The 26,548-nt window shown below is 70.6% G+C and carries 29 protein-coding genes and 1 pseudogene; 21 read left to right on the forward strand and 9 right to left on the reverse strand.

What is annotated here, in order from left to right:
* Positions 1 to 28 precede the first annotated feature (28 nt).
* Positions 29 to 463: a VOC family protein gene (locus tag ACGFNK_RS20130; protein ID WP_393417606.1), complete on the reverse strand. Its 435-nt coding sequence runs from the start codon at positions 461 to 463 to the stop codon at positions 29 to 31.
* A 49-nt stretch (positions 464 to 512) separates the two neighbouring features.
* The gene (locus tag ACGFNK_RS20135) at positions 513 to 905 is read right to left on the reverse strand and encodes a PPOX class F420-dependent oxidoreductase (RefSeq protein WP_393417608.1); all 393 of its coding nucleotides are present in this window, start codon (positions 903 to 905) and stop codon (positions 513 to 515) included.
* A 114-nt stretch (positions 906 to 1,019) separates the two neighbouring features.
* On the opposite strand from ACGFNK_RS20135, the gene ACGFNK_RS20140 reads away from it, so the two are divergent.
* From ACGFNK_RS20140 to ACGFNK_RS20155, 4 genes are all read left to right on the forward strand, one after another.
* Positions 1,020 to 1,553 carry a hypothetical protein gene (locus ACGFNK_RS20140; RefSeq protein ID WP_393417612.1) on the forward strand — a complete coding sequence of 178 codons (534 nt, stop codon included), beginning with the start codon at positions 1,020 to 1,022 and terminating at the stop codon, positions 1,551 to 1,553.
* A gap of 219 nt (positions 1,554 to 1,772) precedes the next feature.
* Positions 1,773 to 3,143 (forward strand): rhodanese-like domain-containing protein, encoded by a 1,371-nt coding sequence (locus ACGFNK_RS20145; protein WP_393417614.1) that lies wholly within the window; start codon positions 1,773 to 1,775, stop codon positions 3,141 to 3,143.
* Positions 3,144 to 3,189: 46 nt separating this feature from the next.
* Positions 3,190 to 3,543, forward strand: a complete 354-nt coding sequence (locus tag ACGFNK_RS20150; protein WP_393417616.1) for a rhodanese-like domain-containing protein — start codon at positions 3,190 to 3,192, stop codon at positions 3,541 to 3,543.
* Positions 3,540 to 4,292 (forward strand): sulfite exporter TauE/SafE family protein, encoded by a 753-nt coding sequence (locus ACGFNK_RS20155; protein WP_393417618.1) that lies wholly within the window; start codon positions 3,540 to 3,542, stop codon positions 4,290 to 4,292. Before ACGFNK_RS20150 ends, ACGFNK_RS20155 begins: the two co-directional genes overlap by 4 nt.
* Before the next feature lie 70 nt (positions 4,293 to 4,362).
* On the opposite strand, the gene ACGFNK_RS20160 is transcribed toward ACGFNK_RS20155, so the two are convergent.
* Positions 4,363 to 4,644: a metal-sensitive transcriptional regulator gene (locus ACGFNK_RS20160; protein WP_393417620.1), complete on the reverse strand. Its 282-nt coding sequence runs from the start codon at positions 4,642 to 4,644 to the stop codon at positions 4,363 to 4,365.
* An 87-nt stretch (positions 4,645 to 4,731) separates the two neighbouring features.
* On the opposite strand from ACGFNK_RS20160, the gene ACGFNK_RS20165 reads away from it, so the two are divergent.
* From ACGFNK_RS20165 to ACGFNK_RS20175, 3 genes and pseudogenes are all read left to right on the forward strand, one after another.
* Positions 4,732 to 5,298: a rhodanese-like domain-containing protein gene (locus ACGFNK_RS20165; RefSeq protein ID WP_393417622.1), complete on the forward strand. Its 567-nt coding sequence runs from the start codon at positions 4,732 to 4,734 to the stop codon at positions 5,296 to 5,298.
* Between the two features lie 340 nt (positions 5,299 to 5,638).
* The gene (locus tag ACGFNK_RS20170) at positions 5,639 to 7,324 is read left to right on the forward strand and encodes a ribonuclease J (protein WP_393417624.1); all 1,686 of its coding nucleotides are present in this window, start codon (positions 5,639 to 5,641) and stop codon (positions 7,322 to 7,324) included.
* Positions 7,325 to 7,438: 114 nt separating this feature from the next.
* A pseudogene (locus ACGFNK_RS20175) lies at positions 7,439 to 8,155 on the forward strand (spermidine synthase).
* 92 nt (positions 8,156 to 8,247) lie between these two features.
* On the opposite strand, the gene ACGFNK_RS20180 reads toward ACGFNK_RS20175, so the two are convergent.
* Positions 8,248 to 8,649 (reverse strand): hypothetical protein, encoded by a 402-nt coding sequence (locus tag ACGFNK_RS20180; RefSeq protein ID WP_393417626.1) that lies wholly within the window; start codon positions 8,647 to 8,649, stop codon positions 8,248 to 8,250.
* Between ACGFNK_RS20180 and ACGFNK_RS20185 the strand changes: the two genes are divergently transcribed.
* From ACGFNK_RS20185 to ACGFNK_RS20195, 3 genes are read left to right on the forward strand one after another with little or no spacing between them, the layout of a single operon-like run.
* The gene (locus ACGFNK_RS20185; RefSeq protein ID WP_393417628.1) at positions 8,648 to 9,136 is read left to right on the forward strand and encodes a VOC family protein; all 489 of its coding nucleotides are present in this window, start codon (positions 8,648 to 8,650) and stop codon (positions 9,134 to 9,136) included. The two genes, ACGFNK_RS20180 and ACGFNK_RS20185, sit on opposite strands and share 2 nt — an antisense overlap.
* Positions 9,136 to 9,489 (forward strand): YciI family protein, encoded by a 354-nt coding sequence (locus ACGFNK_RS20190; RefSeq protein WP_393417630.1) that lies wholly within the window; start codon positions 9,136 to 9,138, stop codon positions 9,487 to 9,489. Before ACGFNK_RS20185 ends, ACGFNK_RS20190 begins: the two co-directional genes overlap by 1 nt.
* Before the next feature lie 7 nt (positions 9,490 to 9,496).
* A complete protein-coding gene (locus ACGFNK_RS20195) occupies positions 9,497 to 10,717 on the forward strand; it encodes an RNA polymerase sigma factor (RefSeq protein ID WP_393417632.1) in 1,221 nt (406 codons plus the stop codon).
* 238 nt (positions 10,718 to 10,955) lie between these two features.
* Here ACGFNK_RS20195 and ACGFNK_RS20200 read toward each other — a convergent pair whose 3' ends face one another.
* The 3 genes from ACGFNK_RS20200 to ACGFNK_RS20210 all read right to left on the reverse strand — a co-directional run bounded on the left by ACGFNK_RS20200 (position 10,956) and on the right by ACGFNK_RS20210 (position 13,089).
* Entirely contained in the window at positions 10,956 to 12,128 is a 1,173-nt protein-coding gene (locus ACGFNK_RS20200; RefSeq protein WP_393417634.1) for a cysteine desulfurase family protein, read from the reverse strand.
* A complete protein-coding gene (locus ACGFNK_RS20205) occupies positions 12,125 to 12,802 on the reverse strand; it encodes an ArsR/SmtB family transcription factor (protein ID WP_393417636.1) in 678 nt (225 codons plus the stop codon). Before ACGFNK_RS20205 ends, ACGFNK_RS20200 begins: the two co-directional genes overlap by 4 nt.
* Before the next feature lie 62 nt (positions 12,803 to 12,864).
* On the reverse strand, positions 12,865 to 13,089 hold the full coding sequence (locus ACGFNK_RS20210) for a hypothetical protein (RefSeq protein WP_393417637.1): 225 nt from the start codon (positions 13,087 to 13,089) through the stop codon (positions 12,865 to 12,867).
* 334 nt (positions 13,090 to 13,423) lie between these two features.
* Between ACGFNK_RS20210 and ACGFNK_RS20215 the strand changes: the two genes are divergently transcribed.
* The 11 genes from ACGFNK_RS20215 (at position 13,424) to ACGFNK_RS20265 (ending at position 25,660) form a co-directional block, all read left to right on the forward strand.
* Positions 13,424 to 14,248: a rhodanese-like domain-containing protein gene (locus tag ACGFNK_RS20215; protein WP_393417639.1), complete on the forward strand. Its 825-nt coding sequence runs from the start codon at positions 13,424 to 13,426 to the stop codon at positions 14,246 to 14,248.
* Entirely contained in the window at positions 14,245 to 14,517 is a 273-nt protein-coding gene (locus ACGFNK_RS20220) for a hypothetical protein (protein WP_393417641.1), read from the forward strand. The genes ACGFNK_RS20215 and ACGFNK_RS20220 overlap by 4 nt, the downstream gene beginning before the upstream one ends.
* A 78-nt stretch (positions 14,518 to 14,595) precedes the next feature.
* Positions 14,596 to 17,652, forward strand: coding sequence for a Tn3 family transposase (locus tag ACGFNK_RS20225; RefSeq protein WP_393417643.1), 3,057 nt, complete (start codon positions 14,596 to 14,598; stop codon positions 17,650 to 17,652).
* A gap of 616 nt (positions 17,653 to 18,268) precedes the next feature.
* Positions 18,269 to 19,609: a PP2C family protein-serine/threonine phosphatase gene (locus ACGFNK_RS20230; RefSeq protein ID WP_393417645.1), complete on the forward strand. Its 1,341-nt coding sequence runs from the start codon at positions 18,269 to 18,271 to the stop codon at positions 19,607 to 19,609.
* Positions 19,610 to 19,793: 184 nt separating this feature from the next.
* A complete protein-coding gene (locus ACGFNK_RS20235; RefSeq protein ID WP_189947814.1) occupies positions 19,794 to 20,063 on the forward strand; it encodes a hypothetical protein in 270 nt (89 codons plus the stop codon).
* Positions 20,060 to 20,374, forward strand: coding sequence for a hypothetical protein (locus ACGFNK_RS20240; protein ID WP_393417647.1), 315 nt, complete (start codon positions 20,060 to 20,062; stop codon positions 20,372 to 20,374). The genes ACGFNK_RS20235 and ACGFNK_RS20240 overlap by 4 nt, the downstream gene beginning before the upstream one ends.
* A 184-nt stretch (positions 20,375 to 20,558) precedes the next feature.
* Positions 20,559 to 21,566 (forward strand): recombinase family protein, encoded by a 1,008-nt coding sequence (locus ACGFNK_RS20245; RefSeq protein WP_393417649.1) that lies wholly within the window; start codon positions 20,559 to 20,561, stop codon positions 21,564 to 21,566.
* A gap of 46 nt (positions 21,567 to 21,612) precedes the next feature.
* Positions 21,613 to 22,680, forward strand: coding sequence for an MFS transporter (locus ACGFNK_RS20250; RefSeq protein WP_393417700.1), 1,068 nt, complete (start codon positions 21,613 to 21,615; stop codon positions 22,678 to 22,680).
* Positions 22,681 to 22,839: 159 nt separating this feature from the next.
* The gene (locus ACGFNK_RS20255; protein WP_393417651.1) at positions 22,840 to 23,247 is read left to right on the forward strand and encodes a four-helix bundle copper-binding protein; all 408 of its coding nucleotides are present in this window, start codon (positions 22,840 to 22,842) and stop codon (positions 23,245 to 23,247) included.
* A gap of 184 nt (positions 23,248 to 23,431) precedes the next feature.
* Positions 23,432 to 24,178: a DUF4386 family protein gene (locus ACGFNK_RS20260; protein ID WP_393417653.1), complete on the forward strand. Its 747-nt coding sequence runs from the start codon at positions 23,432 to 23,434 to the stop codon at positions 24,176 to 24,178.
* A gap of 450 nt (positions 24,179 to 24,628) precedes the next feature.
* A complete protein-coding gene (locus ACGFNK_RS20265; RefSeq protein ID WP_393417654.1) occupies positions 24,629 to 25,660 on the forward strand; it encodes an iron-containing redox enzyme family protein in 1,032 nt (343 codons plus the stop codon).
* A gap of 24 nt (positions 25,661 to 25,684) precedes the next feature.
* Here ACGFNK_RS20265 and ACGFNK_RS20270 read toward each other — a convergent pair whose 3' ends face one another.
* Positions 25,685 to 25,900, reverse strand: coding sequence for a CDGSH iron-sulfur domain-containing protein (locus tag ACGFNK_RS20270; protein WP_386351662.1), 216 nt, complete (start codon positions 25,898 to 25,900; stop codon positions 25,685 to 25,687).
* On the reverse strand, positions 25,875 to 26,537 hold the full coding sequence (locus ACGFNK_RS20275; protein ID WP_393417656.1) for a HemK2/MTQ2 family protein methyltransferase: 663 nt from the start codon (positions 26,535 to 26,537) through the stop codon (positions 25,875 to 25,877). Before ACGFNK_RS20275 ends, ACGFNK_RS20270 begins: the two co-directional genes overlap by 26 nt.
* Between the last annotated feature and the right edge of the window lie 11 nt (positions 26,538 to 26,548).

The raw sequence follows: 26,548 nt of genomic DNA on the forward strand, positions 1-26,548 counted from the left end.
AGGGGGACCCCTGACCGGGGCGCCGCCCCTAGGACGTGCCGAAGTCGGGGAGGGTGAGCGAGCCGTCCTCGGCGAGGGTGAATCCGGGATTGTGCGCGATCTCCCAGGCGTGGCCGTCGGGGTCGGTGAAGGCACCGGCGTAGAAGCCGACAGCATTGGTGGCCGCGGGCTTGGTGATGGTTGCCCCCGCTCGTTCCGCGGCGGTGAGCAGATCGTCGACCTCGGCGTCGGAGCGTACGTTGTGCGCCAGGGCGATCCCGCCGAAGCCGGCCGCGGCTCCGTCCGTCAGCCCGCAGTCGGCCGCGAGCTTCTCGCGGCCCCACAGGACCAGGGCCAGACCGCCCGCCTGGAAGAAGACGGTCTCCTCGATCTCCTGCCCCCGCCAGCCCAGGGCTTCGTAGAAGGTCCGGGAGCGCGTCACATCGGAGACTCCCAGCGTGACCAGACTGATGCGCTGTTCCATGCGAGGACATTAAAGGCCGTCGGAAGGGACAACAACGCGACAGCCGGGCTCACTCGGTAGGCGCCAGGGAGATCCGTATCCCGACCGTCCCCGTCTTCCCGCGCCGCAGCCGGCTGCCGAACAGGACGAGTCGGCCGGTGATGCCGTATTTGCGGGCGATGAGTGTGCAGTAGCGAGCGGTGACGTCCTGGTCGCAGATCTCGGCGGTGGCGGGGATCTGTTCGCCCGTCGGGTTGCCGCGCGCGTCGCACGGCCCCACGAGGACGTCGGCTCGGTTGCGGATCCGCTTGACCTTCCAGGAGTCCGCGGCCGACCAGGCACCGAGCGCCTCGCCGTCCCGCACGACCCACACGGGGGTCGGGACCGCCGAACCGTTCTTCCGATAGCTCGTGATCAGCAGGTACTTGGCGGCCCCTAGCCGCTCCAGCGCTGTGTTCTCCACGCCGGGAGTCTAGGCCGTACGCAGGGAACTGCCCCCTCCGCTGTACCGGTGCCATCCGTGCCGTACGCGCCCACGGCCCGGACGCCCCGTGTCAGACTCCCGCGAGGGGGATCCATGGCTGACAACACTTTGTGGGTGGCCGCGCTGACCGCGGGGACCGCCGTGCTCGCGAGTTGGGTGACCAGCCGCGGTACGGCGCGGGCCGCGCGTATCCAGGCCGAAGCGGCTGCCGCGACGGTGCAGGCTGACCGGTTGCGGGCGGCGCGGCGGGCGGCGTATGTGGACGTCATCGAGCAGGCGCAGAGGATGGGCGACCTCTACTGGAAGGTGACCGACGCGCACAAGATCACGGACGTCGGCGAGCGCCTTGCCGCGCTCGAGGATCTGCGGCTACGGCTCCGCGGCGAGTACGCCGTGCTGCGGCAGCGTGTGTGGGTGGTGGATCTGGAAGGCCCGGCCGAGGTGGCCTCGGCCGCGGACCGGCTCCGGGAGTCGACCAGCAACAACTTCCGGGCGCTGGAAGCGATGATCGCCGGTGAGGCGGACGCGGCCCAGCGGTTCGACGACTGTTTCCCGCCCTACTGGCAGTCGGTCGTGACCTTCGTCGAGGTCGCTCGCCGCGCCGTCCATGAGACGCGTACGGACTGATTCCTCGGACGCGTGAGGCCCGTACAGGCTGAGTGACCCGAGCCTGCTCGGTCCCATGCGGGCTGATTCCTCTGCGCACCTCGGGTACTCGCCCAACGACACACAAAGGCCTCGGACGAGGGGCTCTTCACCTCGGCGGGATACCCCCCAGGGTATTTCTGCTAGGGTGAGAACCACAGATACCCCCCGGGGTACACCATCCTGTGAGGAGTCCTAGCCGTGTTCTTCGTCGACACCCTGGAATTCGAGGGGCTGGGCAACCGCAGTTACCTGGCCGGAGGCCCCCGGGCCGCCGTGGTGGTGGACCCGCCCCGCGACATCGATCAGGTCATCGCCGCTGCCGCCGGGCGCGGGGTGCGGATCGCCTACGTGGCGGAGACCCATGTACACAACGACTACGTCAGCGGCGGCCTGGAGCTCGCCCGTGTCAGCGGCGCCCGCTACCTGGTGCCGGACGGGGCGTCGGTGTCCTTCGCCCGCACTGCTGTCGCCGATGGCGACACGGTCGTCGTGGACGAGGGCCTGGTGCTGCGCGCCTTGGCCACGCCCGGCCACACCCCGCACCACACCTCGTACGCACTGGAGGAGGACGGCCGGCCGGTGGCGGCGTTCACCGGCGGCTCGTTGCTGATCGGCACGGTGGGCCGGCCGGATCTCGTCGAGCCGCGGCTGACCGAGCGGTTGGCCCGCGCCCAGCACGCCTCGGCGCATCGTCTCGCGGACGAGCTGGACGACGAGGTCGCGGTGCTGCCCACCCATGGCTTCGGCAGCTTCTGCTCCAGTGCGCAGGCCGAGGGGGACGCGAGCACGATCGGCGCGGAACGCAAGAGCAATGACGCGCTGACGCAGGACGTGGACACCTTCGTCGCTCAGCTGCTCGCCGGACTGGACGACATACCCGCGTACTACGCGCACATGGGCCCGGTGAACGCCGCAGGACCGGCGCCGGTCGACCTCACCCCGCCGCGGCCCGCGGACGCCGAGGCGATCGCCTCCCGGCTGGCGGCCGGGGAGTGGGTGGTGGACCTGCGCAGCCGCGTCGCGTTCGCCGAGGGCCATGTCGCCGGATCGTTCAACTTCGAGGGCGAGGGCAAACTCGCCACCTACCTGGCCTGGTTGATCCCCTGGGGCAAGCCCGTCACGCTGCTCGCCGACACCCCCGAGCGGATCGCCGACGCGCAGCGCGAGCTGGCCAGGGTGGGCATCGACCGCCCGGCCGCCGCCGCGAGCGGCGATACCTCCGCGTGGATACGGGACGGGGAGCGGCTCGCGTCCTTCCGGCGCGCCCGCTTCACCGAACTCGTCGACGTACGCGATGACGTGGTGGTCCTGGATGTACGGCGGGACTCCGAGCGGGCGGGCGGTTTCATCGACGGTTCGGTGCACATTCCGATCCATCAACTGCCCGGCCGGGTCGGCGAGGTGCCGCCCGGTGTGGTCTGGGTGCACTGCGCCGGGGGGATGCGCGCGGCGATCGCGGCGTCCCTGCTCGATGCCGCCGGGCGGGAGGTGGTCGCTGTCGATGACGGGTTCCAGGCCGCAGCCGATGCGGGACTGGCTCTTGCCCGTCCCGCAGACGGTGACCGCTGAAGCGCGTCCGTCTCCGCCAACGCCCCCGCCCGAAGGTGATCGATTCATGGTGTTCTTCCGTCGTGGCTCCGGCCGTCTCTCCCCCGTACAGGCCCAGGAGCGTGTGGCACAGGGCCGGGCCGTGCTGCTGGATGTCCGGGAGGACTCCGAGTGGCGGGCCGGGCACGCGCCCGGTGCCCTGCATCTGCCGCTGAGCCGGCTCGAGTCCGGTGCCGCGGTGCCTCAGGCCGCGCGGGGCCGGCCGGTGGTGGCGATCTGCCGCTCCGGACGCCGCTCGCAGCGTGCCGCCGAGATTCTCACCGGTCGTGGTGTGGAGGCCACCGACGTCACCGGCGGCATGGTCGCCTGGGCCGGCGCGGGTCTGCCGGTCACCGGCCCGGACGGCGGTGTCACCGCGTGAGCACGCTGATCCTGGCGCTGGTCGCCGGAGGGGCGGTCGGTCTGGCGCTCGGTGCACTCGGTGGGGGTGGCAGCATCCTGGCCGTACCCGCGTTGATCTACCTGCTCGGCTTCTCCCCGGCTGCCGCCACCACGGCCGGGCTCCTCATCGTCACCGCCACCTCCGCCACCGCCCTGTACGCGCATGCCCGCGCCGGCCATGTCCGGTGGAAGGCGGGCGCATTGTTCGCCGCGGCCGGCCTCCTGCCGGCCGCGGCGGCGGGGGCGGCTGCGGCCCGTCTGCCGCAGCCGCTGCTGACCGCCGCTTTCGCCGCCGTTGCCGCCGTCGCCGCCTTCCGGATGCTCCGGCCCGCCGACGGCAGAGTCGTACGGGATGTGGCAGAGGTACGGCCGGGCAGGGCGGCCGGAGCTGGGGCGGGTCTGGGTGCGCTGACCGGGCTGCTCGGGGTCGGCGGGGGCTTCCTCGCCGTTCCGGCGCTCGTCACCGTGCTGGCCTTCGAGATGCAGGCCGCCGTCGGTACCAGCCTGCTGGTCATCACGGCCAACTCCCTGGCCTCCCTGACCCTGCGCGGCGCCTCCGCGTCGGCTCTGGACTGGGCGGTGATCGCGCCGTTCACCGCGGGGGCGGTCCTGGGCGCCTGGGACGGCAAGCGCCTGGCGGGCAAGATTTCCGGCCCGCTGTTGCAGCGTGTCTTCGCGGTGGGGCTGCTGGCCATGGCCACATTCATGCTCGCGGACGCCGTGGCATGAGCGGAGGCTGTGGCATGAGCGGCCGTCGCCGTTTCGGTCGGCGCCCTGAGGTACGTTCTCGGCCCGGAGATCAGGCGAGCGACAGGAAGAGCTTCTCCAGACGCGCGCGCATCTGTTCGCGGTCACCGCCTGCGGCCAGGTCCGAGTCGGCCAGGCAGTGCTGCAGACCGGTGGCGATGATCGCGAAGCCCGCCTTGTCCAAGGCCCGGGAGACCGCCGCGAGCTGGGTGATGACCTCCTCGCAGTCCCGGCCCTCCTCGATCATCCTGACCACACCGGCGATCTGGCCCTGCGCCCTGCGCAGCCGGTTGACCACCGTCTTCAGTTCGTCGGCCGCCATCGCCATTTCCACGAGCCACTCCTTCGCACACTAAATCTCCATACCCCTACGGGTATCCTACCTGTAGGCCGATCCCTCGAAAGAAGAGGAAAAATCCACGTGACCGTGACCACCGTCCTCGCCCCGGAACAGGCCCACGCCCGCCTGCACGAGTTGACCGTCATCGACGTCCGCACTCCCGGCGAGTACGCCTCCGGGCATCTGCCAGGCGCCCACAACATCCCTCTCGACCACCTCGACCAGGCGCTGTCCGCCTTCCGGAGCGTCGCCGACCGCGGTGATCTCCTCGTCGTGTGCGCCTCCGGCGCCCGTTCCGCCCGGGCCTGCGAACGGCTCGCCGAGCATGGCATCACCGCCGCCACGCTCTCCGGCGGCACCAGCGCCTGGACCCAGCTCGGTCACGACATCCACCGGCCTGCGGGCGCCCGCGCCGTCTGGGCCATGGAACGTCAGGTCCGCCTGGCCGCCGGTTCGCTCGTCCTGGCCGGGCTGGCGGCCGGACGGCAGTGGCCGCGCGCCCGCCTCTTGTCCGCGGGCATCGCGGGCGGCCTGGTCTTCTCCGCCCTCACGGACACCTGCGGCATGGCGCGCGTCCTCGCCAAACTCCCGCACAACCGCCCGCGCGCCACCGACCTGGACGCCACGCTCGCCGCGCTCGCCGAGTGAGGCGTCCCTCCGGGGGCTCAGGGGCGTGCTTCGGCGAAGGCCGAGGGCAGGATCCGGTCCTCCAGGCTGCGAGCGAGTCCACCGGAACTGTATTTCCGTACTCGGCCTCGACGACGACCGTACGGTAGGACAGCACGGGATTGCAGCGCAGGTCGTCTGGATGGTGCAGAGCACGCCTGCGGTGCCCGAGATGGGACATCACCTGCACCGCAGGCTGTCCCGGACCTCCGTGTAATCCGGATGAGCCAGGGCACTCGCTGCGCATGACACCTGCCGTCGCGCAAGAAGAGAACGCGCAGGTAATGGATCACCCCTTCCATCTCTCCAGTAATGTCGCGCCATGAGCCATCCACATCCAGAGCTGCAAGCCGCCCCGCCACTACCCAAGGGAGGGCTGCGGGTCGTCGCCCTGGGCGGCCTGGGTGAGATCGGCCGCAACATGACCGTCTTCGAGCACGACGGCAAACTGCTCATCGTCGACTGCGGCGTGCTGTTCCCCGAGGAGACCCAGCCCGGGGTGGACGTGATCCTTCCGGACTTCACCTCGATCCGGGAGCGCCTGGACGATGTCGTGGCCGTGGTGCTGACCCACGGGCACGAGGACCACATCGGGGGCGTGCCGTATCTGCTGCGCGAGCGCTCCGACATCCCCGTCGTGGGCTCGAAGCTGACGCTGGCGTTCCTTGAGGCCAAGCTCAAGGAACACGGCATCCGGCCGCGTACGGTGCGGGTGCGTGAAGGCGACCGGCGTGGGTTCGGTCCGTTCGACTGTGAGTTCGTGGCGGTGAATCACTCCATCCCGGACGGCCTCGCGGTCGCGATCCGCACCGGTGCCGGGATGGTGCTGCACACCGGCGACTTCAAGATGGACCAGTTCCCGCTGGACGACCGCATCACCGACCTACGGGCCTTCGCCCGCCTCGGCGAGGAGGGCGTCGACCTCTTCCTCACCGACTCCACCAACGCCGAAGTACCCGGATTCACCGTCTCCGAGCGCGAGTTGAACCCGGCGATCGAGCAGGTCCTGCGCACCGCGCCACGCCGCGTGATCGTCTCCAGCTTCGCCAGCCATGTGCACCGCATCCAGCAGGTCCTGGACGCCGCTCACCAGCACGGCCGCAAGGTCGCCTTCGTAGGCCGCTCCATGGTCCGCAACATGGGCATCGCCCGCGACCTGGGCTACCTGAAGGTTCCGCGTGGCCTGGTGGTCAGCATGAAGGAACTGGAGAAGCTGCCGGACCACAAGATCACCATGGTGTGCACCGGATCCCAGGGCGAGCCGATGGCCGCCCTGTCCCGGATGGCCAACCGCGACCATGTGATCCGCATCGGCGAGGGCGACACGGTCCTGCTCGCCAGCTCGCTCATTCCCGGCAACGAGAACGCCATCTACCGGGTGATCAACGGGCTGACCCGGTGGGGTGCCCACGTCGTCCACAAGGGCAACGCCAAGGTGCACGTCTCCGGACACGCCAGCGCCGGTGAACTCGTCTACTGCTACAACATCATCAAGCCCCGCCACGTCATGCCCGTACACGGCGAATGGCGCCACCTGCGGGCCAACGGCGACCTCGCCATCCGTACCGGCGTCGATCCCGACCGGGTGGTCATCGCCGAGGACGGTGTCGTCGTCGACCTCGTCGACGGTCGCGCCTCGATCACCGGCAAGGTACCCGCGGGCAACGTCTACGTGGACGGCATGGAAGTCGGCGGCGCCACCGAAGCCTCCCTCAAGGACCGCCTCACCCTCGCCGCCGAAGGCGTGGTGACAGTGGTTGCGCTTGTCGACGCCGACACCGGCGCTCTCGCCGAAGCCCCCGACTTCCTGGCGCGCGGATTCGTCCACGACGACGCCACTTTCGAACCGGTCATTCCGGTGATCGAGAAGACCTTGGCCACCGCAGCCGAGGAAGGCGTCGGCGACGCGCACCAGCTCGAACAGCTCATCGCCCGCGCGGTGGCGTCCTGGGCGTTCAGGACCTACCGCCGCAAGCCCTTGATCATCCCCGTCATCATCGATGCCTGAGCCAGGTACGACCGCCGACTGCGCAATGCGGCGTCGCCGTACGGCGAGCCCGGCTGCCGCTTGAGCCATGGCGGACGGCGCACCCAAGCGCGGCAGGCGAAAGAGGTACATGGGATGAGCGCGCGCTTCGAAGAGATCGACTGGCGCCCGACACCGCTCGGAGACATCAGTCTTCGACGTCGGCGCGACCCGGCATCGGGCGACGATGTGTACGAGGTGAAGCTCGGGGACGAGTTCCTGATGTCCAGCCTCTTCACCGCGGGAGAGGTCGCGCTCGCCCGACTCGGGCTGGCACAGCTACCCGATGCCGATCTCGACATCGCGGTGGGCGGGCTCGGCCTCGGCTACACCGCACAGGCCGCCCTGGACGACCCCCGTGTCCGGTCGCTGATCGTGGTCTAGGCGCTCGGTGAGGTGATCGAATGGCACGAGCGCCACTTGGTACCGCTTGGCGCCCGACTGGCATCGGACCCCCGCTGCCGACTGGTGCAAGACGACTTCTTCGCAGCGGTCGGCGATCCCCGCGGTCTCGATCCGCAGTCACCGGGCCGCCGCTTCCACGCCGTCCTGCTGGACATCGACCACTCGCCGCGCCACGTACTGAATCCACGCCACGCGGCGCTCTACCAGTCGTCGGGGCTCCGGGCCCTCGCCGATCACCTCCGCCCCGACGGGGTCTTCGCCCTGTGGTCCAACGACCGGCCGGACGAGCAGTTCACCTCCACACTCGCGGAGTGCTTCGCCGCGCCGGAAGCCCACGTCGTCGACTTCGCCAACCCGCTCCAGGGCGGCACGGCGACCAACACCGTCTACGTGGCGCGGAAGAAGTAGGTGCGCCTCTGTGCAGGGGCGCGGGACTCCGGGCGCCCGGCCGTTCGGGCATCGTCCGAGCTCCATGCACCGACCGCTCGGCTGCCTGCGGATCAGGCGCGTCGGAACAGGGGGTCGAGGTGATAGGCGAGCGCATCCCCCGCCGCTTCGGTACGCAGTTGCTTGGCGTCTCCGGTGGTGAAGAGCACTCGTACGGCGAGACCGGCGGCTTGGGCGGCCCCTTGGACGAGGGCGGTGTTGGCCGCCGCGTAGTCCACTCCGTCGACGCACACACCGTATGCGTCGGCGAGGTGGCGGGACAGGGCTCTGCCCCCGGGTTCGCCGAGCACCGCGTCGCGGCCCTGCGGGGAGGGGGGCTCGGCGGATCTCGGGTGCGCGCGGACTATGACAATCCACTCGGTGTGCCTGTCGTATCCACCGGCCCGCCAGTCGTCTTCTAGGTAGCAGGGCCACGTCTGGCCCTGCGTAACAGCCAGCGAAGGAGACGAGCCCATGTCACCGACAGCCGCCCTCAAGCCGATCCCCGACGCCTACCGAAGGGTCACCCCCTGCCTGGTCGTCCAGGGCGCCGCCAAGGCGCTCGAGTTCTACGGCGAGGTGTTCGGGGCCACTGAGCGGATGAGGTTCCCGGGGCCGGGCGGGACCGTCGTGCACGCCGAGATCGAGATCGGGGACTCGGTCGTCATCGTCGAGGACGCCTCGCCCATGCTGGGGACCGAGGCCCCGCCCGCCGGCGGCCTGCCCGGCAGCCCGGCCTTCCTGTTCGTCTACGTCGAGGACGTGGACGCGGTCGTCGCACGCGCCGTGGAGCTGGGGGCCACTCTCAAGCGGGCGCCGGAGGATCAGTTCTATGGGGACCGGGACGGATCCATCGTGGACCCGTACGGGCACTGGTGGACCGTGGCCACGCATGTGGAGGACGTGGCGCCCGAGGAGATGGAGCGGCGGATGGCCGCCATGATGGGGCAGGGAGGCGCCTGATGAAGTACGTGTTGCTGTTCGTCGAGACCGAGGAATTCGCCCGGGAGTTGCAGGCGATGGGCCCGGCCGAGCGGGCACGGGCCTTCGAGCGGGTCAACGAGTGGTTCACCGTTCACGCCGGCAAGATCACGGGCGGTCAGAAGCTGCGGGATGCGGAGACGGCGACGACCGTTCGGCTGGAGAGCGGGGAGCCGGTCGTGGTCGATGGGCCGTTCGTCGAGGGCAAGGAGGTCGTCAGCGGATACTCCGAGATCGAGGTCGCCGACCTCGATGAGGCGCTTCGCATGGTGCGCACCTGGCCCGGTTGCCCGGTGGTGGAGATCCGCCCCGTAGAGATCGGCCCGATGAAGTGAGGGACACGTGACGGCGCCGTCCTACGGAGCGACCGAGTCGCACGAGCGGCTGGCCCGCGTGGTCCGGGAGCACGCGGGCCGGCTGGCCGCTTCGCTGATCCAGGTGACCGGCGACTTCTCCGCCGCGGAGGACCTGGTGCAGGACGCCGTGCTGGTGGCGCTGAAGCACTGGCCGGTGGACGGGATCCCGGAGCGGCCCGACGCCTGGCTGTTCACGGTGGCCCGGCGGCGCGGGCTCGACCTGCTGCGGCGTCAGGAGAACTACCGGCGCAAGTTGCAGCAGTTGCAGTGGCCGCCGGACGAGGGCGAGGGGGCGGAGCCGGACGAGCGGTTGCGGCTGGTCTTCACCTGCTGCCATCCGGCGCTGACGCAGGAGGCGCAGATCGCCCTCACCCTGCGGGTGGTGTGCGGTCTGACCACCGCGCAGATCGCCCGCGCCTTCTTGGTGCGGGAGTCCACCGTGGCGCAGCGCATCACCCGCGCCAAGCAGAAGATCACCAAGGCCGGGATCCCCTACCGCGTTCCCGACGACGAAGAGCTGGGCACCCGCCTCTCCCAGGTCCTCGCTGTGATTTACCTGCTGTTCAACGAGGGCTACCTCTCCACCGCCGAGCAGGCGCAGTCGCACGACCTCGCCGACGACGCCGAGTGGCTGGCCGCCCTGCTGCACCGGCTGATGCCGACCGAGCCCGAGGTGGCCGGACTGCTGGCGCTGATCCGGCTGCACCGCGCCCGGACCGCCGCCCGCTTCACCCCCGAGGGCACGCTGGTGCGGCTTGAGGACCAGGACCGCTCCCAGTGGGACCACGAAGCGATCACGGCGGCCGCGGCCCTGCTGACCCGCGCCATCAGGCGGCAGCACCCGGGCCCGTACCAGCTCCAGGCCGCCATCGTGGCCTGCCATGCGGAAGCCGCGCGCTGGGAGGACACCGACTGGGAGCAGATCGTGCTGCTGTACGACATGCTGCTGCACCTCGCCCCCTCCCCCGTCACGCGGCTGCACCGGGCCATCGCCCTCCGCTACAAACAGGGCTCGCAGGCCGCGCTGGCGGAGGTGGACGACCTCGCCACGGAGCTCGATCGCTACTACCTGTTCCACGCCACCCGCGCCGACCTGCTGCGCGCACTGGGCCACCCCGACCAGGCGCGCGCCGAGGACCGGCTCGCGCTGGAACTGACCGCCAACCCCGCCGAGCGCGCCGTGCTCCAGGAACGCGCGGGCTTCTAGACAGGCCGATCTCTGCCTCTGGCCGCCGCCGGCCCCAGGACGGCCCACCATCAGACGCGGGAGCGAATCCCCGCTCTGGCCTCTGGGCTCTCGGCTCTGGGTGCGAGCTGTTCACGAATATGGCCAGCAGTCGATGGGGCCGGCGGCGCCGGCGTCAAGAACCCATCCCCGTGGATCTGCTGCTCAGGGATCTACTGGGCGGCTTGGATGACTCACGTAGGGGCCGACGGCCCCGTTCTCACAGTGCGGCAGCCGCCTTGAGCAGCGCGGTTACCGCCGTCTCGATGTCCTCAAGCGTGCTCCAGCGGCCCAGGGACAGCCGCAGAGCCCCGAGCGCGCGGTCTGCATCGAGGCCCATGGCGGTCAGGACGGGCGAGGGGGTGTGGGTGCCGCTGTGACAGGCCGAGCCGGTGGAGGCCGCGAGGCCGGGTGCGGCGGAGAGGAGTTCGTGCCCGAGCGCGCCGTCGATGCTGACGTTCAGCGTGTTGGGCAGGCGTCCCGTGCTGGGTCCGTTGAGGTGGACGCGGCCGGGCAGGGCGTCGGCCAGGCACCGGTGCAGGCAGTCCCGAAGTACCGCGATACGGCCCGGTGTCCCGTCGGCGAGTTCCGCGGTGGCGAGTTCGGCGGCCGTGCCCAGCGCGACGGCGAGCGCGACGTTCTCCGTACCGGCGCGCAGGCCGTGCTCCTGCCCTCCGCCGTAGACGAGCGGTTCTAGGGCTAGTCCCTGGCGGACGTACAGGGCGGCGATGCCCTTCGGTGCGTACATCTTGTGGCCGACGACCGTCAGCAGGTCGACGCCCAACTCTCGTACGTTCAGGGGGACTTTCCCGGCTGCCTGGGCGGTGTCGCTGTGGAAGAGCGCCCCGTGGGCGCGGGTGATGCGGGCCAGTTCGGCGATGGGCTGGAGGGCGCCGGTCTCGTTGTTCGCGGCCATGACCGAGACCAGGACGGTGCGCTCGCTGAGGGCGGCGGCGAGCGCCGCCGGGTCGACCAGGCCGTCGCCATCCACGGGCAGGTACGTCACCTCGGTGCCGTGGAGGCGTTCCAGGGCGCGGCAGGTCTCCAGGATGGCCGGGTGCTCGGTGACCTGGGTGATCACATGGGGGAGGTCGTTCTTGGCGGTCAGTACGGCGCCGCGGAGGGCGAGGTTGTCGGCCTCGGAGCCGGAGCCGGTGAAGACGATCTCTCCCGCCTCCGCGCCGATGAGTGCGGCGACCTGAGCACGGGCGCGGGCCAGGGCGTGCTTCGGCGCTGCCGCGTAGGGGTGGCTGCTGGAGGGGTTGCCGAACCAGTCGGCCAGATATGGGTGGATGGCCTCGGCCACCCTCGGGTCCACCGGGGTGGTGGCGTTGTAGTCCAGATAGACCGGCCCGCCGACCAGCCCAGGATGCGGCGGGAGACAGCCGGTCATGCCAACTCCCCCGCGTGTACAGGCATCTCGGCCAGGCGCCACTCCAGCATGCCGTCGTTCAGCCGGATCGCCCTGCGGCCGCGGTCGGTCAGCAGCCGCACCGCGTCGTACGCGAGCACGCAGTACTCGCCGCGGCAGTAGACGACGATCTCCGCGTCCTCGGGCAGCTCGTTGATCCGCCCGGCCAGCTCCTCCACCGGGATGGAGACGGCGCCGGGGATGTGTCCGGCCATGTACTCCTCCACCGGCCGTACGTCCAGCACCACCGCGTCACCGGTCTCCACCCGGGCGCGCAGCTGATTTCGGGTGACCTCCACCGCGTCGTCGGAACCGAGGTAGGCGTCCCGGGCGGCAGGGACCGCGGCCTGGTGTGCCTCGGCGACCTTGCGCAACAGCGCGAACAGCTGCGCCACATCGTCCCCGGCCAGCCGATAGTGGATGCGAACGCCCTCACGGCGCGTGGCGACGAACCCCGCCTGCTTGAGCGTCTGCAGGTGAGCCGAGGCCGTCGTCAGGTTCAGGCCGGCCGCCTTCGCCAGCGCGTCCACGGTCCGCTCGCCCTGCGCGAGCAGATCCAGCAACTCCAGACGCTTTCCGCTGGCCAGCGCCTTGCCGCTGGCCGCGAACGCGTCGTACAGCCGCGCCTTCGCACCGGCCCTGGTGGTCTCCGCCATGTCATCCTCCATTAATCCATGGAATAGTGTATCCGTGTGCGGGCGCTGTGACCACCCAGCGCCTACCGTGACACCAGGAGGACCTGATGGGCTTCGCAGACGATCACCTCACACCGCTGGTCGACGAGGGGCTGGGCAACAGCGCCTACCTCGTCGACCTGGGAGACGGACGCGCCCTGGCGGTGGACGCGAGCCGGGATCTGCGCGCCCTGCGCGCTGCCCGCCGAGCGGCGCGGGCTGAGCATCGCGTACGCCGCCGACACCCACCTGCATGCCGACTTCCTCACGGGTGCGCTCCAGCTCGCCGCCGACGACGGCGCGACTGTCCTGGCCTCCGCAGCCGCACACCGCTCCTTCCCGCACACAGCAATCTCCGACGGCGACGAGACTGATCTGGGCGGGCTGACACTGCGGGCCCTGGCCACACCCGGCCACACCGACGAGCACCTGTCCTTCCTCCTGCTGGACGGCACACGAGAGCTGGGCGTCTTCACCGGCGGATCCCTCATCGTCGGCTCCGCCGCCCGCACCGACCTGCTCGGCGCCGAGCGCGCCGACGAACTCGCCCGCGCCCAGCACCACTCACTGCGGCGCCTGGCCCAGCTGCCGGACGCGACCGCCGTGTGGCCCACCCACGGCGCCGGATCCTTCTGCTCCGCCCCGCCCGACGCCGAACGCACCACCACCATCGGCACCCAGAAGCGGGCCAATCCCCTGCTCGCCGTACGGGATGAGGACACCTTCGTACGGCAGTTGCTGGGCAGCCTCGGCTCCTACCCCGCCTACTTCGACCGCCTGGGCGAGATCAACCGGCGCGGCCCCGCGGTCCTCGGCACCACTCCCACCCTCACCGCGCTCTCGACCGCCGAGACCCGTCAACTGCTGGGCCAGGGCGCCCAGATCATCGACGTGCGGCCCGTCACGGACTTCGCCCACGGCCACATCCTCGGAGCGATCTCTATCCCGCTGCGCGACCAGTTCGCCACCTGGCTCGGCTGGCTGCTGTCCGACGACGCCCCCCTCGTCTTCGTCACCGCTCCCGGCCAGGACCTGGCCGAACTCACCTGGCAGGCCCTGAAGATCGGATACGAGCGGCTGGCCGGACACCTGGACATGACCGCCTGGCAGGCAGACGGTGGAGAGCAGCAGAGCATCGACCTGCTCACCGCCGACCGCATCGCCAACCGTCCGGTCCTCGACATCCGGCAGCGGGCCGAGCACGTCGCCGGGCACATCGCGGACGCGGTCCACCTCGAACTCGGCGACCTCGCCGGACATGCCGACGAAGCACCGCCCGGGGCCGTGGTCGCCTGCGGGCACGGCGAGCGCGCCATGACCGCCGCCAGCCTCCTAGCCCGTGCCGGACACCACGACCTCGCCGTCCTGGACGGCGGACCGGGTGACTGGGCCAAGGCCACCGGCCGCACGCTGGAGGCAGACGCATGACCTCCCCCGAGTTCTCGACTCCGCTCGAACAGGGGAGACCCCCAACCGCCACCGCCGGCGGCATACGGCTCGGACTGCGCGCGAACCTCGCCCAGTTCACCCTGCTCGTCGCGGTCAACGCCCTGGTCGGCGGCATGCTCGGCCAGGAACGCACCGTGCTGCCACTGCTCGCCGACGACGTCTTCCACCTGTCCGCCTACACCGCCGCCCTCACCTACATGGCCCTGTTCTCGTATAGCTACGGCGAACGGACATGTAGCGCTGTGTGATTGCCCGGTCCTCGTTTCTCCTGACTGGCCGCCTCGTTGAGCCGAACGAGTGATCTCGGTCGGGGTGGAGGAGTACGGGTGCGGCAGGACTGGAAGCCGGAGGACCTGATCGAGGTCTGGACGCTGCTGGAAGACGACATGAAGCGGGTGCGGAACAAGTCCGGGGCGACCCGGCTCGGCTTCGCGCTGTTGCTGAAGTTTTTCGAGGCGGAGGCCCGGTTCCCGGAGTCGGCCAGGGAGGTGCCGTCCGCCGCGGTGGAGTACGTGGCGCAGCAGGTGAAGGTCCCGGCCGGGGCGTGGGCGGAGTACGACTGGCAGAGCAAGGCGATCCAGCGGCATCGGGGCGAGATCCGGGCGGCGTATGGGTTCCGGGCGAACACCGAGGAGGACCAGGACCGGCTGGCCGCGTGGCTGGCGACCGAGCTGTGTCCGGTGGAGCTGTCGCGGGACCGGCTGGCGGCCGCGGTGGTGGCCCGGTGCCGCAACGACCACGTCGAGCCGCCGGCGCCCGGGCAGGTTCGGCGGCTGGTCGGCAAGGCGGTCAAGGACTTCGAGAAGCGGTTCTGCCGCAGCACGTTGGACCGGCTCAGCCACGCGACGCGCTCGCGGCTGGAGGACCTGATCACGGGCGACGGAACCGAGCAGGGCGTCGACGGCGACGGCGCCGCGGTCGGGGGCGGGCGGTCGCACTTCACCGAGCTGAAGACCGACCCCGGCGCTCCGGGTCTGGAGAGCCTGCTGGCCGAGGTGAACAAGCTGGAGCGGGTGCGGCGCCTGGAGCTGCCCGCGGACCTGTTCGCGGACGTGTCGGAGAAGCTCGTGGCCGCCTGGAGGGCGCGGGCGTCGAAGGAGTACCCGGCGAACCTGGAGCGGATGAAGCCGCCACGGCGCCTGACACTGCTGGCCACGCTGTGCCACGTGCGCCAGACGGAGATCACCGACTCGCTGGTGGACCTGTTCATCCAGCTCGTGCTGAAGATCAACACGCGGGCGGAGCGGAAGGTCGACAAGGAGCTGGGGGCGGAGCTGAAGAAGGTCCGGGGCAAGGAGGCGATGCTGCTGCGGGTCGCGGAGGCGGCCCTGTCGGAGCCGTCCGGCACGGTGCGGCGGGTGATCTTCCCGGTGGTCGGTGGTGAGAAGACACTGAAGGCCCTCGCGGCGGAGGCCGCGGCGAACGAGGCCCGGTACAAGGCCCGGGTCCGCACCGTGCTGCGCTCCTCGTACTCGGCGCACTGGCGGCGGATGCTGTCGCCGCTGCTCAAGGCGCTGGAGCTGAAGTGCAACAACACCGCCTACCGGCCGGTGATGGACGCGATCGACCTGCTGAGGCGGTATCTGGGGCAGCCGTTGAAGGAGGGCGCGTTCTTCGATGCGGCGGAGACGGTGCCGCTGGACGGGGTGGTGCCCGAGCAGTGGCGGGCGGCGGTGGTGGACGACAAGGGCCGGGTCGAGCGCATCCCGTATGAGCTGTGCGTGCTTGTATCCCTGCGGGACGCGCTGCGCCGGCGGGAGATCTGGGTGGTGGGCGCGAGCCGGTGGCGCAACCCGGAGGACGACCTGCCCGCCGACTTCGAGGACAACCGGGATGTCCACTACGCGGCCCTGGGCCAGCCGCAGGACGCGGGTGAGTTCATCACCGCCTTGAAGGCCAAGCTCCGCACCTCGTTGGACCGCTTCGAGCAGGCTCTGGCCGAGGGCACCACGGGCGGGGTCGCGATCGTCAAGAAGCACGGCGAGCCGTGGATCAGGGTCTCCCCGCGCGGCAAGCAGGAGGAGCCGGAGTCCCTGGTCGCCGTCAAGGCGGAGATCGAGCGGCGCTGGGGCACCATCGACCTGCTGGACATCCTGAAGTACGCCGAGTTCGACACCGGCTTCATCGCCGAGTTCACCTCGGTCGCCACCAGAGAGAACCTGTCCAGGGACGTACTGCGGCGCCGGCTGCTGCTGGTGCTGTTCGGTCTGGGCACCAACATGGGCATCAAGCGGGTCGCGGTCACCGGCAAGCACGGCGAGTCCGAGGCGACGCTGCGCCGGGTGCGGCACCTGTTCATCAACCGGGCCAACATGCGCGCCGCCTTGCGCAAGCTGGTGAACGCCACCTTCGCCGCCCGGGACGAGATGTGGTGGGGCACCGGCACCGCGTGCGCCTCCGACAGCCGCAAGTTCGGGGCCTGGTCCAGCAACCTGATGACCGAGTGGCACCAGCGTTACCGCGGCCCCGGCGTGATGATCTACTGGCACGTCGAGCGGAAGTCGGTGTGCATCTACTCCCAGCTCAAGTCCTGCTCCGCCTCCGAGGTCGCCTCGATGATCGAGGGCGTGCTGCGACACTGCACCGACATGGAGGTCGACCGGCAGTACACCGATACCCACGGCGCGTCCATCGTCGGCTTCGCCTTCGCCCACATGCTCGACTTCAAGCTGATGCCGCGGCTGAAGAACATCGGCTCCGCGAAGCTGTACCGGCCGGCCGCCGGTGAGGACGACAACTGGCCCAACCTCGCGCCGGTGCTGTCGACCAAGACGATCAACTGGGACCTGATCCGCCAGCAGTACGACCAGATCGTGAAGTACACCACCGCCCTGCGCCTGGGCACCGCCGAGGCCGAGCAGGTCCTGCGCCGCTTCACCCGCGGCGGACCCAAGCACCCCACCTACCAGGCGATCGAGGAACTCGGGCGGGCGGTACGCACGGCGTTCGTCTGCGACTACCTCGCCGACGCCGAACTCCGGCAGGAGATCCACGAGGGTCTGCAGGTGGTGGAGAACTGGAACAGCGCGAACAAGGACCTCTTCTACGGCAAGGACGGCGACCTGGCCGGGTCGGACAAGGAGTCCCAGGAGGTGTCCATGCTCGCCCTGCACCTGCTCCAGTCCGCCCTCGTGCACGTCAACACGCTGCTGATCCAGCAGGTCCTCGCCGACCAGAAGTGGGCCGACATGCTCACCGACGCCGACCGGCGGGCCCTGTCCCCGCTGTTCTGGACGCACGTGAACCCCTACGGCCGGTTCGAGCTGGACATGAACAGCAGCCTCGACCTGGACCTGACCGCCCCGGCCCGGGCCGTGCCCGCCCCGCGCAGCCCGCAGAGAGAGGTGGTGCCGACCGGAGGAGACGCCGCGGTGCGGTTCTAGACGCGGGCGGCAGCCGGGCCGGAGGAGTCGGACCCTGCCCGCTAGGCCGAGGCCCCTCGCCGCCTCCACGGCCGGCGTCCCTGGGGTCGCCTCTCGCGCTGCTGTTCGTCGCGCTTGCGCTGCCATAGAGGTGCCATGCCGGGCGCGTAACCGCAAACCGCCGTGACGTGAACGTTCGAGCTGCCCCGGACCTCACGATCGCGGCAGCCCGATCGGGGAGACACCCCTGCAGACAACCAAGAGCAACCTCAGTGCCGAAGACGGGGATGGGAAACAGCCGGGTCCCTGCCGCGCCGACGCGGCAGGGACCCGGCACGCCCGCGCTCCACGGGGGGATTGAAGAGCGCGAGGCGCAAGGGAAGAGCCCTTGACCGTGCACGCCTTGCCGCACACGCCCGGTTCAAACGCGCAGGGCGAAGAGAAAGCGGAGCGGCGGCAGAAACGTCCTGTTCCTCCAGGTCTGCGGCAAAGTACCGGCTGGTTCTGGATGCGCCCCGTCTTCTCGGGCAGGCGCCGGGGGAGGGAAGCGGCGGCCGGCCGGTTCGGTGTGTGCTCCCGGCGGGGTGACGGTGTCGTGCGTAGCGTGGGCGGTGAGGGATGAGAGCGAGAGGGCGTTGTGAACTCCGACGAGGAACCGAGCGGCACACCGAGCGAGACGCGTCTGCCCGGGCTTGGGCTGAAGCTGGACGAGCAGTTGGAGGGGATCGCGCAGCAGCTGCGGGCGCTGGCTCGGGCGAAGGACCGGTTGCAGGGGCTGCTGTCGGCGGTGCTGGCCATCGGCGGGGATCTGGACCTGCCGGCGGTGCTGCACCGGATCGTCACCACCGCCATGGACCTGGCCGGGGCGCGTTACGGCGCACTCGGCGTCCTGGCCCCTTCCGGAGATCACTTGGAGCAGTTCATCACTGCCGGCCTCACCGAGGAGGAACGGGCCGCGCTCGCGGGAATCGACTTCCCGCACGGCCGCGGCGTCCTGGGTCACCTGATCCACCATCCCGAGCCACTGCGCGTGGAGGACATCCCCTCGCACCCGGCCTCGGTCGGATTCCCGCCCGGCCACCCGCCCATGCGCACGCTGCTGGGCGTCGCGATCACCGTCCGCGGCGAGATCTACGGTGACCTCTACCTCTCCGAGCGCAGGGACGGCCGGCCGTTCGACGAGGACGACGAGGCCATCGTGCGCGCTTTGGCGGGAGCCGCCGGGATCGCCATCGAGAACGCCCGCCTGTTCGGTTACATGCGTGACAGCGCCGAACAGTTCCAGCGGCTGCTGCTGCCGACCCTGCCGGACCTGACGCCGTTCTCCGGCGCCGCGGTCTACCGCACCGCGGCCGAGCCGGCCAGCGTCGGCGGCGACTGGTACGACGCCGTCGTCCTGCCCGACCGTGCCTGCGCGGCCGTCATCGGCGACGTCGTCGGCCACGACCTGCACGCGGCCGCCGCCATGGCCCAGGCCCGCAACATGCTCCGCGCCCTGCTCTACGACCGCCAGACCCCGCCCAGTGAGGTGCTGACCCAGCTCGACCGCACCGTCCACGCCATCACCGACCTGCCGGTCACCACCGCATGCCTGGTCAGGATCGAGCCCACCGCCGACGGCTGGACGCTCCACTGGAGCACCGCCGGCCACCTCCCGCCGCTGATCCTGACCCCCGATGGATCCGCCCGATACCTGCATGCGGAGCCGGGCATCCCCCTGGGCGTCGACCCCGACATCCACCGCCCCGACCACACCCACGAGCTGCCGCCGGGCGCCATCGTGCTGCTGTTCTCCGACGGCCTTGTCGAACACCCGGACCATCCCATCGACGACCGCCTGAACGCCCTGGCCGATCTCGCCGCCGCGCACGCCACCCAGCCACTGGACGCCCTGGTCCACGCCCTCGCCGACCACCACCCCAGCGACGGCCACGACGACATCGCCATCCTCGCCATCCGCACCCCCAGCGAAGAATGACCCCCACCCGAGCCGAGCCTCCTTTCGCGAAGGCCAAGCACGGCAGGGTCAGACCGGTGCCCTGCAGGCTCTCCTCCAGGGCGGCCGCAGTGCGCACGGCTCCCGTCCCCGCAGGCGCGCAGTCCGGGCCGATCGTGGGCATGCTGGTGGGTGTAGTGCTCAGGTATCACGTCGTGGAGGGATCATGCTCATCCAGCACGCGTTCGAGAACGGCGTCCTGCATGTGCACCTCGTACAGGACCTCGAAGTCCACAACCGCGCCGCGGCCGCCGTACACATCGAGCAACTTCTCATCACACACCGCCCCCGGACGCTGCGCCTCCAGCTGCCCACCGCCACCCCCTCACCGGCATCCCTGAGCGCCCTGGCCCGCACCCGCCGGCTGTGCGAAAGCCTGGGCGTCGGTCTGAGCGTCGTCAGCTCCGCCTCCCTCGCCCCGCCCGCCGCCGCATGAGCGAAACTCTGCAGCGGGTGCGCGAAGCGCTCCTGCGCGCAGGATTCGACCCCCACCCCGCCGGCGACAGCGGCCTGCAGATCCGCAAACAGGACGAGGAGACGGTCGAGGTGTGGTGGGAAGCCGGCGACGTCCTGCGCCCCACCGCGATCACGCATGCCGCCGAGCCAGGCCTGGCCGGCCGTATGGAGATCGCGGGCATCCACCACGCGATGGACATCGCCCTCACCGAGATCTTCCGGAAAGCGGGCCTGCACGTCACCCACCGCCCCGACGACACCCTTCTCGTCCAACCGCCGCCCAAGGAATAGGGACGGCGACGGACTCTTCCCCCTTCACTCCCGTGTGGTTCTCACAAACGGTCCTTTGCGCGAGTAAGATCAATTGCGGGTCGTCGGGCCTCCGCCGGACCCGGATTCGTTCGCAGAACCCGTTCTCACTCAAAAGCGGGACGGACCCCCTTCTGAGAGTTGCATTGTGCGAAAATCCGGGCCCATGACGGACCCTCAGCAGCCTTCCCCAACCGACCGGTCGGATGCCGGCGACGTCGAACAGCACGCCTGTCCGAAGTGTGACGCTCAGCCCGGCTCGCCGTGCCGCTCGCGCGGCGGCGCGGTCGCCTCCGCCTACCACACCCGCCGCTTCACCCAGGTGCCCCGGCTGAAGAAGGCGCTGCGGGTGCCGACCCCGGCCGACCGCGGACCGGGCCGGCCGTGGAGGCCGGGCACCCCGCCGCCGGCGCCGATCGACCCGGACCTGCCGAGCGCGGACATCCGCATCGGCTACGCGAGATGCTCGACGCTCGGGCAGGAACTCGACTCCCAGCTCGACGCGCTCAGCAAGCACGGCATCCCGAGGGACAAGATCTTCAGCGAGAAGATCAGCACCCGCGTCCGGGTACGCCCCCGGTTCGAGGAGGCGCTGCGGACCGCGCGGGAGGTCAAGGCGCACGCCCCGCACTGCCGTGTCATCTTCACGGTGTACGAGATGAAGCGCCTTGGCCGGGACGCCGCCGAACTCACCGCGCTCGCCGACCACCTCACCGCGCACGGCCTGGTGCTGGAGATGCTCGCCGGGCCTCTGCCCGGCATCTACGACCCCACCGGCCCGGGCAAACTGCTGTTCGCGTTCTTCGCGGCGATGGCGGAGACCGAGCGGGAGAACATCCGCGAGTCCACGCTGGAGGGGCTCGACACCGCGGCTCGCAAGGGCAAGCACGGCGGCCGGCCGCCGGTCATCACCGACGACATGCTCCACACCGTGCTGCGGCGGAGGGTGCACGGGGAGTCGGTCGAGCAGATCCAGCCCGACCTGATCATCCCCACCGGCAAGCGGAAGGGGCAGAGTCCCTCAGTGGCGAGCATCTACCGGGCGCTGGCCGAGCACGCCAAGCGCAAGGCGTACCCCGAAGCCGTCGAGGCCGCACACGCCGACTTCGCCGCCATGAACAACGGAGCGGTCCCCGAGCCCCACACTCAAGCAGAGGCCCTGAAATCACACTGAGCTACTTGTCCCCTCGCCGTAGCTATACGAGAACAGGGCCTACATCCTGGCCTTCGGCGCCACCAAGGCCATCACCAACTTCTTCGCCGGCACCTGGTCGGACCGCTTCGGCCGCAAGCCGGTCCTGATCGCCGGATGGCTGATCGCGCTGCCTGTGCCCGCCATGCTGGCCTGGGGGCCGACCTGGGCCTGGATCATCGGCGCCAACGTCCTGCTCGGCATGAACCAGGGCCTGACCTGGTCGACCACCGTCATCATGAAGATCGACCTGGTCGGCCCGCAGCGCCGTGGCCTGGCCATGGGCTTCAACGAGGCCGCCGGTTACGGCGCGGTCGCCGCCACCGCCATGGCCACAGGCGCCATCGCCGAACAGGCCGGGCTGCGCCCCGAGCCGTTCCTCCTCGGCGCCGCCTATGTCGTCATGGCCCTGGGCCTGTCCACCCTCGCGGTCCGTGAGACCCGCGAGCACGCCCGCGCCGAGGCCGCCCAGCACCCCCAACAACCAGGTTCCGAAGCTGAGTTGACCACCGGCCAGATCGTCCGCCTCACCAGCCTGAGCGACAAGGCCCTGTCCGCCGCCAGCCAGGCCGGCATGGTCAACAACCTCAACGACGCCCTCGCCTGGGGCATCTTTCCCCTGCTCTTCGCCGCCCACGGCCTGTCCATCGCCCAGATCGGCATCCTCGCCGCCCTCTACCCCGCCGTGTGGGGCGCGGGCCAGATGCTCACCGGCTGGTGGTCCGACCACATCGGCCGCAAGCACCTCATCACCGCAGGCATGCTGCTGCAAGCAGCCGCCATCGCCCTCGTCGCCGCAGGAACCACCTTCTCCGTGTGGGCCGCCGCCCAGATCCTGCTCGGCATCGGCACCGCGCTGGTCTACCCGACCCTCCTCGCCGTCATCGGAGACGTCGCCCATCCCGCCTGGCGCGCCCGCGCCGTCGGCGTCTACCGGCTGTGGCGCGACGGCGGCTTCGCCGTCGGCGCATTGGTCGCCGGAGTCCTCGCCGACGCCTACAGCCTCACCACCGCCATCTGGGCCGTCGCCGCCCTGACCGCTGTCTCCGGCCTCGTCGTCGCGGTACGCATGTACGAAACCCGTCCGCGTGCCTGACCCCCCCGAGGTTGCCGTGCCAGAGCCCGGCGGACCAGAAGTGCCCGACCGCGTTTGTCTCGCCCGACCACGGCCAACCCGGCAGGGGCCGGAAGAGGGAGAGGCGCGGCCGTTCCGGCCCGCCGCCCTCCGGCGTGATCCAGAAGGAGGCGACCGGTGATGACCACGGTCAAGGACATGCTCGCCACCTACCCGGCCGATCTGGGCCAGGTCGACCGCGACAGGCTCACCCGCTGCATCGAGGAATGCATCGCCTGCGCCCAGGCGTGTACGGCCTGCGCGGACGCCTGCCTGTCCGAGGACATGGTCGGCGAGCTCACCAAGTGCATCCGCACCGACATGGACTGCGCGGACATCTGCAACGCCACCGCGTCCGTTCTGTCCCGCCACACCGGCTACGACGCCAACATCACCCGGGCGATCCTCACCGCGTGCGCCACCGCCTGCAAAGCCTGCGCCGACGAATGCTCCGCGCACGCCGATACGCATGAGCACTGCCGCCTGTGCGCCGAAGCCTGCCGGTCCTGCGAGCAGGCGTGCAACGACCTCCTCCAGGCCCTCGGCTGACCTGCCGGACCGCGCACAGGACCGCCGGCGGCCGCCGGCAGCGCGCGCTGGTGCAATCGGCCGCGATCGGACCTCCTTCGGGTGAGGTGGTGCGGTGTTCCTTGAGAGAGCGGCTTCAGCTGGTGATCTTCAAGAACGTCCGTCGGTGACGTGGAGAGGACTGGATCTGCTCATGAGTCCGGATATGCACGCTGGCGAAGCGGCGGATACAGCCGACTCGCAACGCCGCACGCTGACGATCGCCGGCGCGCTCATGGTCGGGGGCTTCCTTCTCAACGTCATCCTGACTGCCGCACTTCATCCTTCAGGAGAGGAAGACGACCACCCGGCGATCTTCACCGAGTATGCGGACAGCAGCAGCTGGATCGCCGTTCATCTCGGTCAGTTCATCGGCGTCCTGGTAACGCTGAGCGGCCTGCTTTTGCTGTACCGCGTCCTGCGCTCCGCCGACCAGTCCGCCCTGGTCGCTCGGCTCGCGGCCGCGGCAGCCGTGGCGACCGCCGCGGTCTGGGCTGTTCTGCAGGGGCTGGACGGAGTGGGACTGAAGCAGGCCGTCGACTCATGGGTCAGCGCCTCGGGCGCGGAGAAGCAGATCCGCTTTGCAAACGCCGAGACCGTGCGCTGGCTGGAATGGGGATTTCAGAGCTACTTCCGCATCCTGCTCGGGCTGACCCTCGCGCTGTTCGGGACAGCGATTCTCACGAGTCGCCGGGTCGCCGGCTGGTTGGGCTGGACGGCCCTCGTTGCCGGCGTGTGTTCGGTGGTCTTCGGGGTCGACGTGGGCTACAGCGGCCTGGCCAGTGGGCTCCAGGACGTTCTCGGTATCGCCATCTTCGTCCTCGTCCTGGTCTTCGCCATCGGAGTGCTCGTCACCGGAGTGCGCGGGCGCCCCGACGCCACAGTTGAGCCCGGGCGCCACCGGCTGTTGTGACATTCAGGGGAGCAGCTGCCGCACGAGCGCGTCTGGGGCCCAACGTTCCGGCAGCCGACGCGATCCGCCCCTCCCGCAGGACGCCGGCCACCGCGGCCTGCATGCTCAACCCGATGATCGCGGGCGCGGCGATGGCGTTCTCGTCCATGTACGTCGTGACGAACACACTGCGCCTGCAGCACCGAGGAACTGCCGTACGACGCGCTGATCGTGGGCACCGGGGCGGCCACCCCGCGACCAACATCGGCTTCCACGCCAGGGCAGGCGCAGCCGCAAACGTTCGCGGCCAACGAGACCGCGATACCGAGGAGGAACGCCGGCCACACCACCGCCCGCGTCCGGCCACTCCCACGACGGGCCGGGTTGAGAGGACCCCTGGTTTCGGTTACGCACATCGGCGTCGGGTACTCGCGCAGCTCGAATCGTGCGCCGGCCATTCCGAGGTGACCCATGGACTCCAGCGTGGCGACGCAGGTCAGCACGCGTGGGAGTGAGCCCGTCGTCCCCGAGCCGCGCGGGCCGCTGTCCTCCGCCGTGCTGTCCACCCTCATCCGGCAGCCACCAGGTGGCCCACTGCCGCTGCACGAGGTCGCGCATTCCGATCCGTACGGCGAAGACCTCCAACTCGCGCTCTACGCCTGCTACGAGCTGCACTACCGCGGCTTCTTGGGCGTCGACCCGGACTGGGAGTGGGATCCGGAGCTGCTGCGGCTGCGGGGTGCCATGGAGTGCGTGTTCCATGAGGCGCTGCGTGAGGATGTGGCCGGCGGCGACAGCCCCGACGACCTCGATCGCGAGCTGGACGCCCTCCTCGCCGAGCCACGGGAACCGCGCGGTGTCTCCCAGTACCTGAAGCGGGACGGCACCCGGGAGCAACTGCGCGAATACTTCGCCCATCGCTCCGTCTACCAGCTCAAGGAAGCCGATCCGCAGGCCTGGGTCATCCCGCGCCTGGAAGGCCCCGCCAAGGCGGCCCTCGTCGCGGTCGAGTACGACGAGTTCGGCGGCGGCCGGGCCGAACGGGTGCACGCCCGGCTGTTCGCCGACCTGATGGCCGAGGCCGGCCTCGACCCGACGTACGGGCGCTACGTGGACGCCACGCCGGCCGTCACGCTCGCCACGGTGAACCTGATGTCGTACCTGGGCCTGCACCGCGCCCAACGCGCCGCGCTGGTCGGCCACTTCGCGGCGGCGGAGATCACCACCGCCCCCACCGCGCGCCGCATGGTCGACGCGATCGACCGCCTGGGCGCGGGCCCGGCCTGCCGGTTCTTCTACAGCGAGCACGTCGAGGCCGACGCCGTGCACGAACAGGTCCTGCGCCGCGATGTCATCGGCGGCCTGCTCGACGCCGAGCCCGCCCTCCTCGGGGACGTGGTCTTCGGTGTCCAGGCGACCGGACTGCTCGACGACCGCATGGAGAGGCACCTGCTGGACTGCTGGCGCGACGGCAGGACATCGCTGCGCGAGCGCGGGCTGTGACGGCCCCCTTTCAAGGGCGCCCCGTCAAGGGCGACGGCGTCGGTGGCTGGTGTCGCACCACGGGTACGTACCGCTGCGCCTGCACGCGCAGAGCGCCACCACGAAACGGTCGGAGACGACGCGGCGGCCGTCGTCCAGTTCGACCTCGACCGGGCCCTCGATGAGGATCGGGCCGTCCGGTACGACGACGACGCGTCGCGGACCTCGCGGACGCTCAGGTTCGGCGTGGTTGGTCGGCACGGATCACCACCAGCTCCTCCGTGTCCTGTCCGGGGCCGATCAGCCCGCGGGCGACGAGTTCGGACATGCGGGAGCGCAGCACGGGACCGAAGGGCACCATGGCGCGGTCGACCACCGCGGCCTTGAGCCCGGCGTCCCGCAGGCGGGCGAGCGTCTCTTCGACGCCGCACAGGGCCGAGTGCACCACCAGCAGCATCCCGCCGGGCGTGAGGCACGGCGGGGCGGCGGTGCAGAGGCGGTCCACCAGTGCCCTGCCGTCGGGCCCGGCGTCCCAGGCAAGGGCCGCTCCCCCGCGCGACGTCGGTTGCCCGGGCGCGGGCACGTACGGCGGGTTGGCCAGGATGACGTCGAACGTCTCTCCCGTGACGGGTCGCGTCAGGTCGCCCCTGACCACGCGCACCGGCAACCGCCGGACCGTCGCGTTGAGCCGGGCCGCCATCACCGCCCACGGCGAGAGGTCCACCGCCGTCACTTGGCCCGCACCCGCCTGGGCCGCGGCCAGGGCCAGCGCGCCGGTACCGGTACCGATGTCCAGCACCCTGGCACCGGGGCGCATCGCCGCCAGCCGCAGGGCCCTGGCCAGCAGCCAGGTGTCGCCCTGCGGCGCGTAGACGCCGGGAGGTCGCAGAAGAAACACGGGGCACGGGT

The sequence above is a fragment of the Streptomyces sp. NPDC048825 genome (assembly GCF_043198355.1).
In the GTDB taxonomy this organism is placed as follows: domain Bacteria; phylum Actinomycetota; class Actinomycetes; order Streptomycetales; family Streptomycetaceae; genus Streptomyces; species Streptomyces xiangluensis.

Excerpts from the sequence above, each read along its gene's own strand:
- ACGFNK_RS20190 (WP_393417630.1), top strand. The coding sequence starts at position 9,136 with ATGAAGTACGTGTTGCTGTTCGTCGAGACCGAGGAATTCGCCCGGGAG.
- ACGFNK_RS20170 (WP_393417624.1), top strand. The coding sequence starts at position 5,639 with ATGAGCCATCCACATCCAGAGCTGCAAGCCGCCCCGCCACTACCCAAG.
- ACGFNK_RS20235 (WP_189947814.1), top strand. The coding sequence starts at position 19,794 with ATGCTCATCCAGCACGCGTTCGAGAACGGCGTCCTGCATGTGCACCTC.
- ACGFNK_RS20220 (WP_393417641.1), top strand. The coding sequence starts at position 14,245 with ATGACCTCCCCCGAGTTCTCGACTCCGCTCGAACAGGGGAGACCCCCA.
- ACGFNK_RS20255 (WP_393417651.1), top strand. The coding sequence starts at position 22,840 with ATGACCACGGTCAAGGACATGCTCGCCACCTACCCGGCCGATCTGGGC.
- ACGFNK_RS20150 (WP_393417616.1), top strand. The coding sequence starts at position 3,190 with ATGGTGTTCTTCCGTCGTGGCTCCGGCCGTCTCTCCCCCGTACAGGCC.
- ACGFNK_RS20200 (WP_393417634.1), bottom strand. The coding sequence starts at position 12,128 with ATGACCGGCTGTCTCCCGCCGCATCCTGGGCTGGTCGGCGGGCCGGTC.
- ACGFNK_RS20265 (WP_393417654.1), top strand. The coding sequence starts at position 24,629 with ATGGACTCCAGCGTGGCGACGCAGGTCAGCACGCGTGGGAGTGAGCCC.
- ACGFNK_RS20185 (WP_393417628.1), top strand. The coding sequence starts at position 8,648 with ATGTCACCGACAGCCGCCCTCAAGCCGATCCCCGACGCCTACCGAAGG.
- ACGFNK_RS20240 (WP_393417647.1), top strand. The coding sequence starts at position 20,060 with ATGAGCGAAACTCTGCAGCGGGTGCGCGAAGCGCTCCTGCGCGCAGGA.
- ACGFNK_RS20205 (WP_393417636.1), bottom strand. The coding sequence starts at position 12,802 with ATGGCGGAGACCACCAGGGCCGGTGCGAAGGCGCGGCTGTACGACGCG.
- ACGFNK_RS20260 (WP_393417653.1), top strand. The coding sequence starts at position 23,432 with ATGCACGCTGGCGAAGCGGCGGATACAGCCGACTCGCAACGCCGCACG.
- ACGFNK_RS20180 (WP_393417626.1), bottom strand. The coding sequence starts at position 8,649 with ATGGGCTCGTCTCCTTCGCTGGCTGTTACGCAGGGCCAGACGTGGCCC.
- ACGFNK_RS20140 (WP_393417612.1), top strand. The coding sequence starts at position 1,020 with ATGGCTGACAACACTTTGTGGGTGGCCGCGCTGACCGCGGGGACCGCC.
- ACGFNK_RS20130 (WP_393417606.1), bottom strand. The coding sequence starts at position 463 with ATGGAACAGCGCATCAGTCTGGTCACGCTGGGAGTCTCCGATGTGACG.
- ACGFNK_RS20245 (WP_393417649.1), top strand. The coding sequence starts at position 20,559 with ATGACGGACCCTCAGCAGCCTTCCCCAACCGACCGGTCGGATGCCGGC.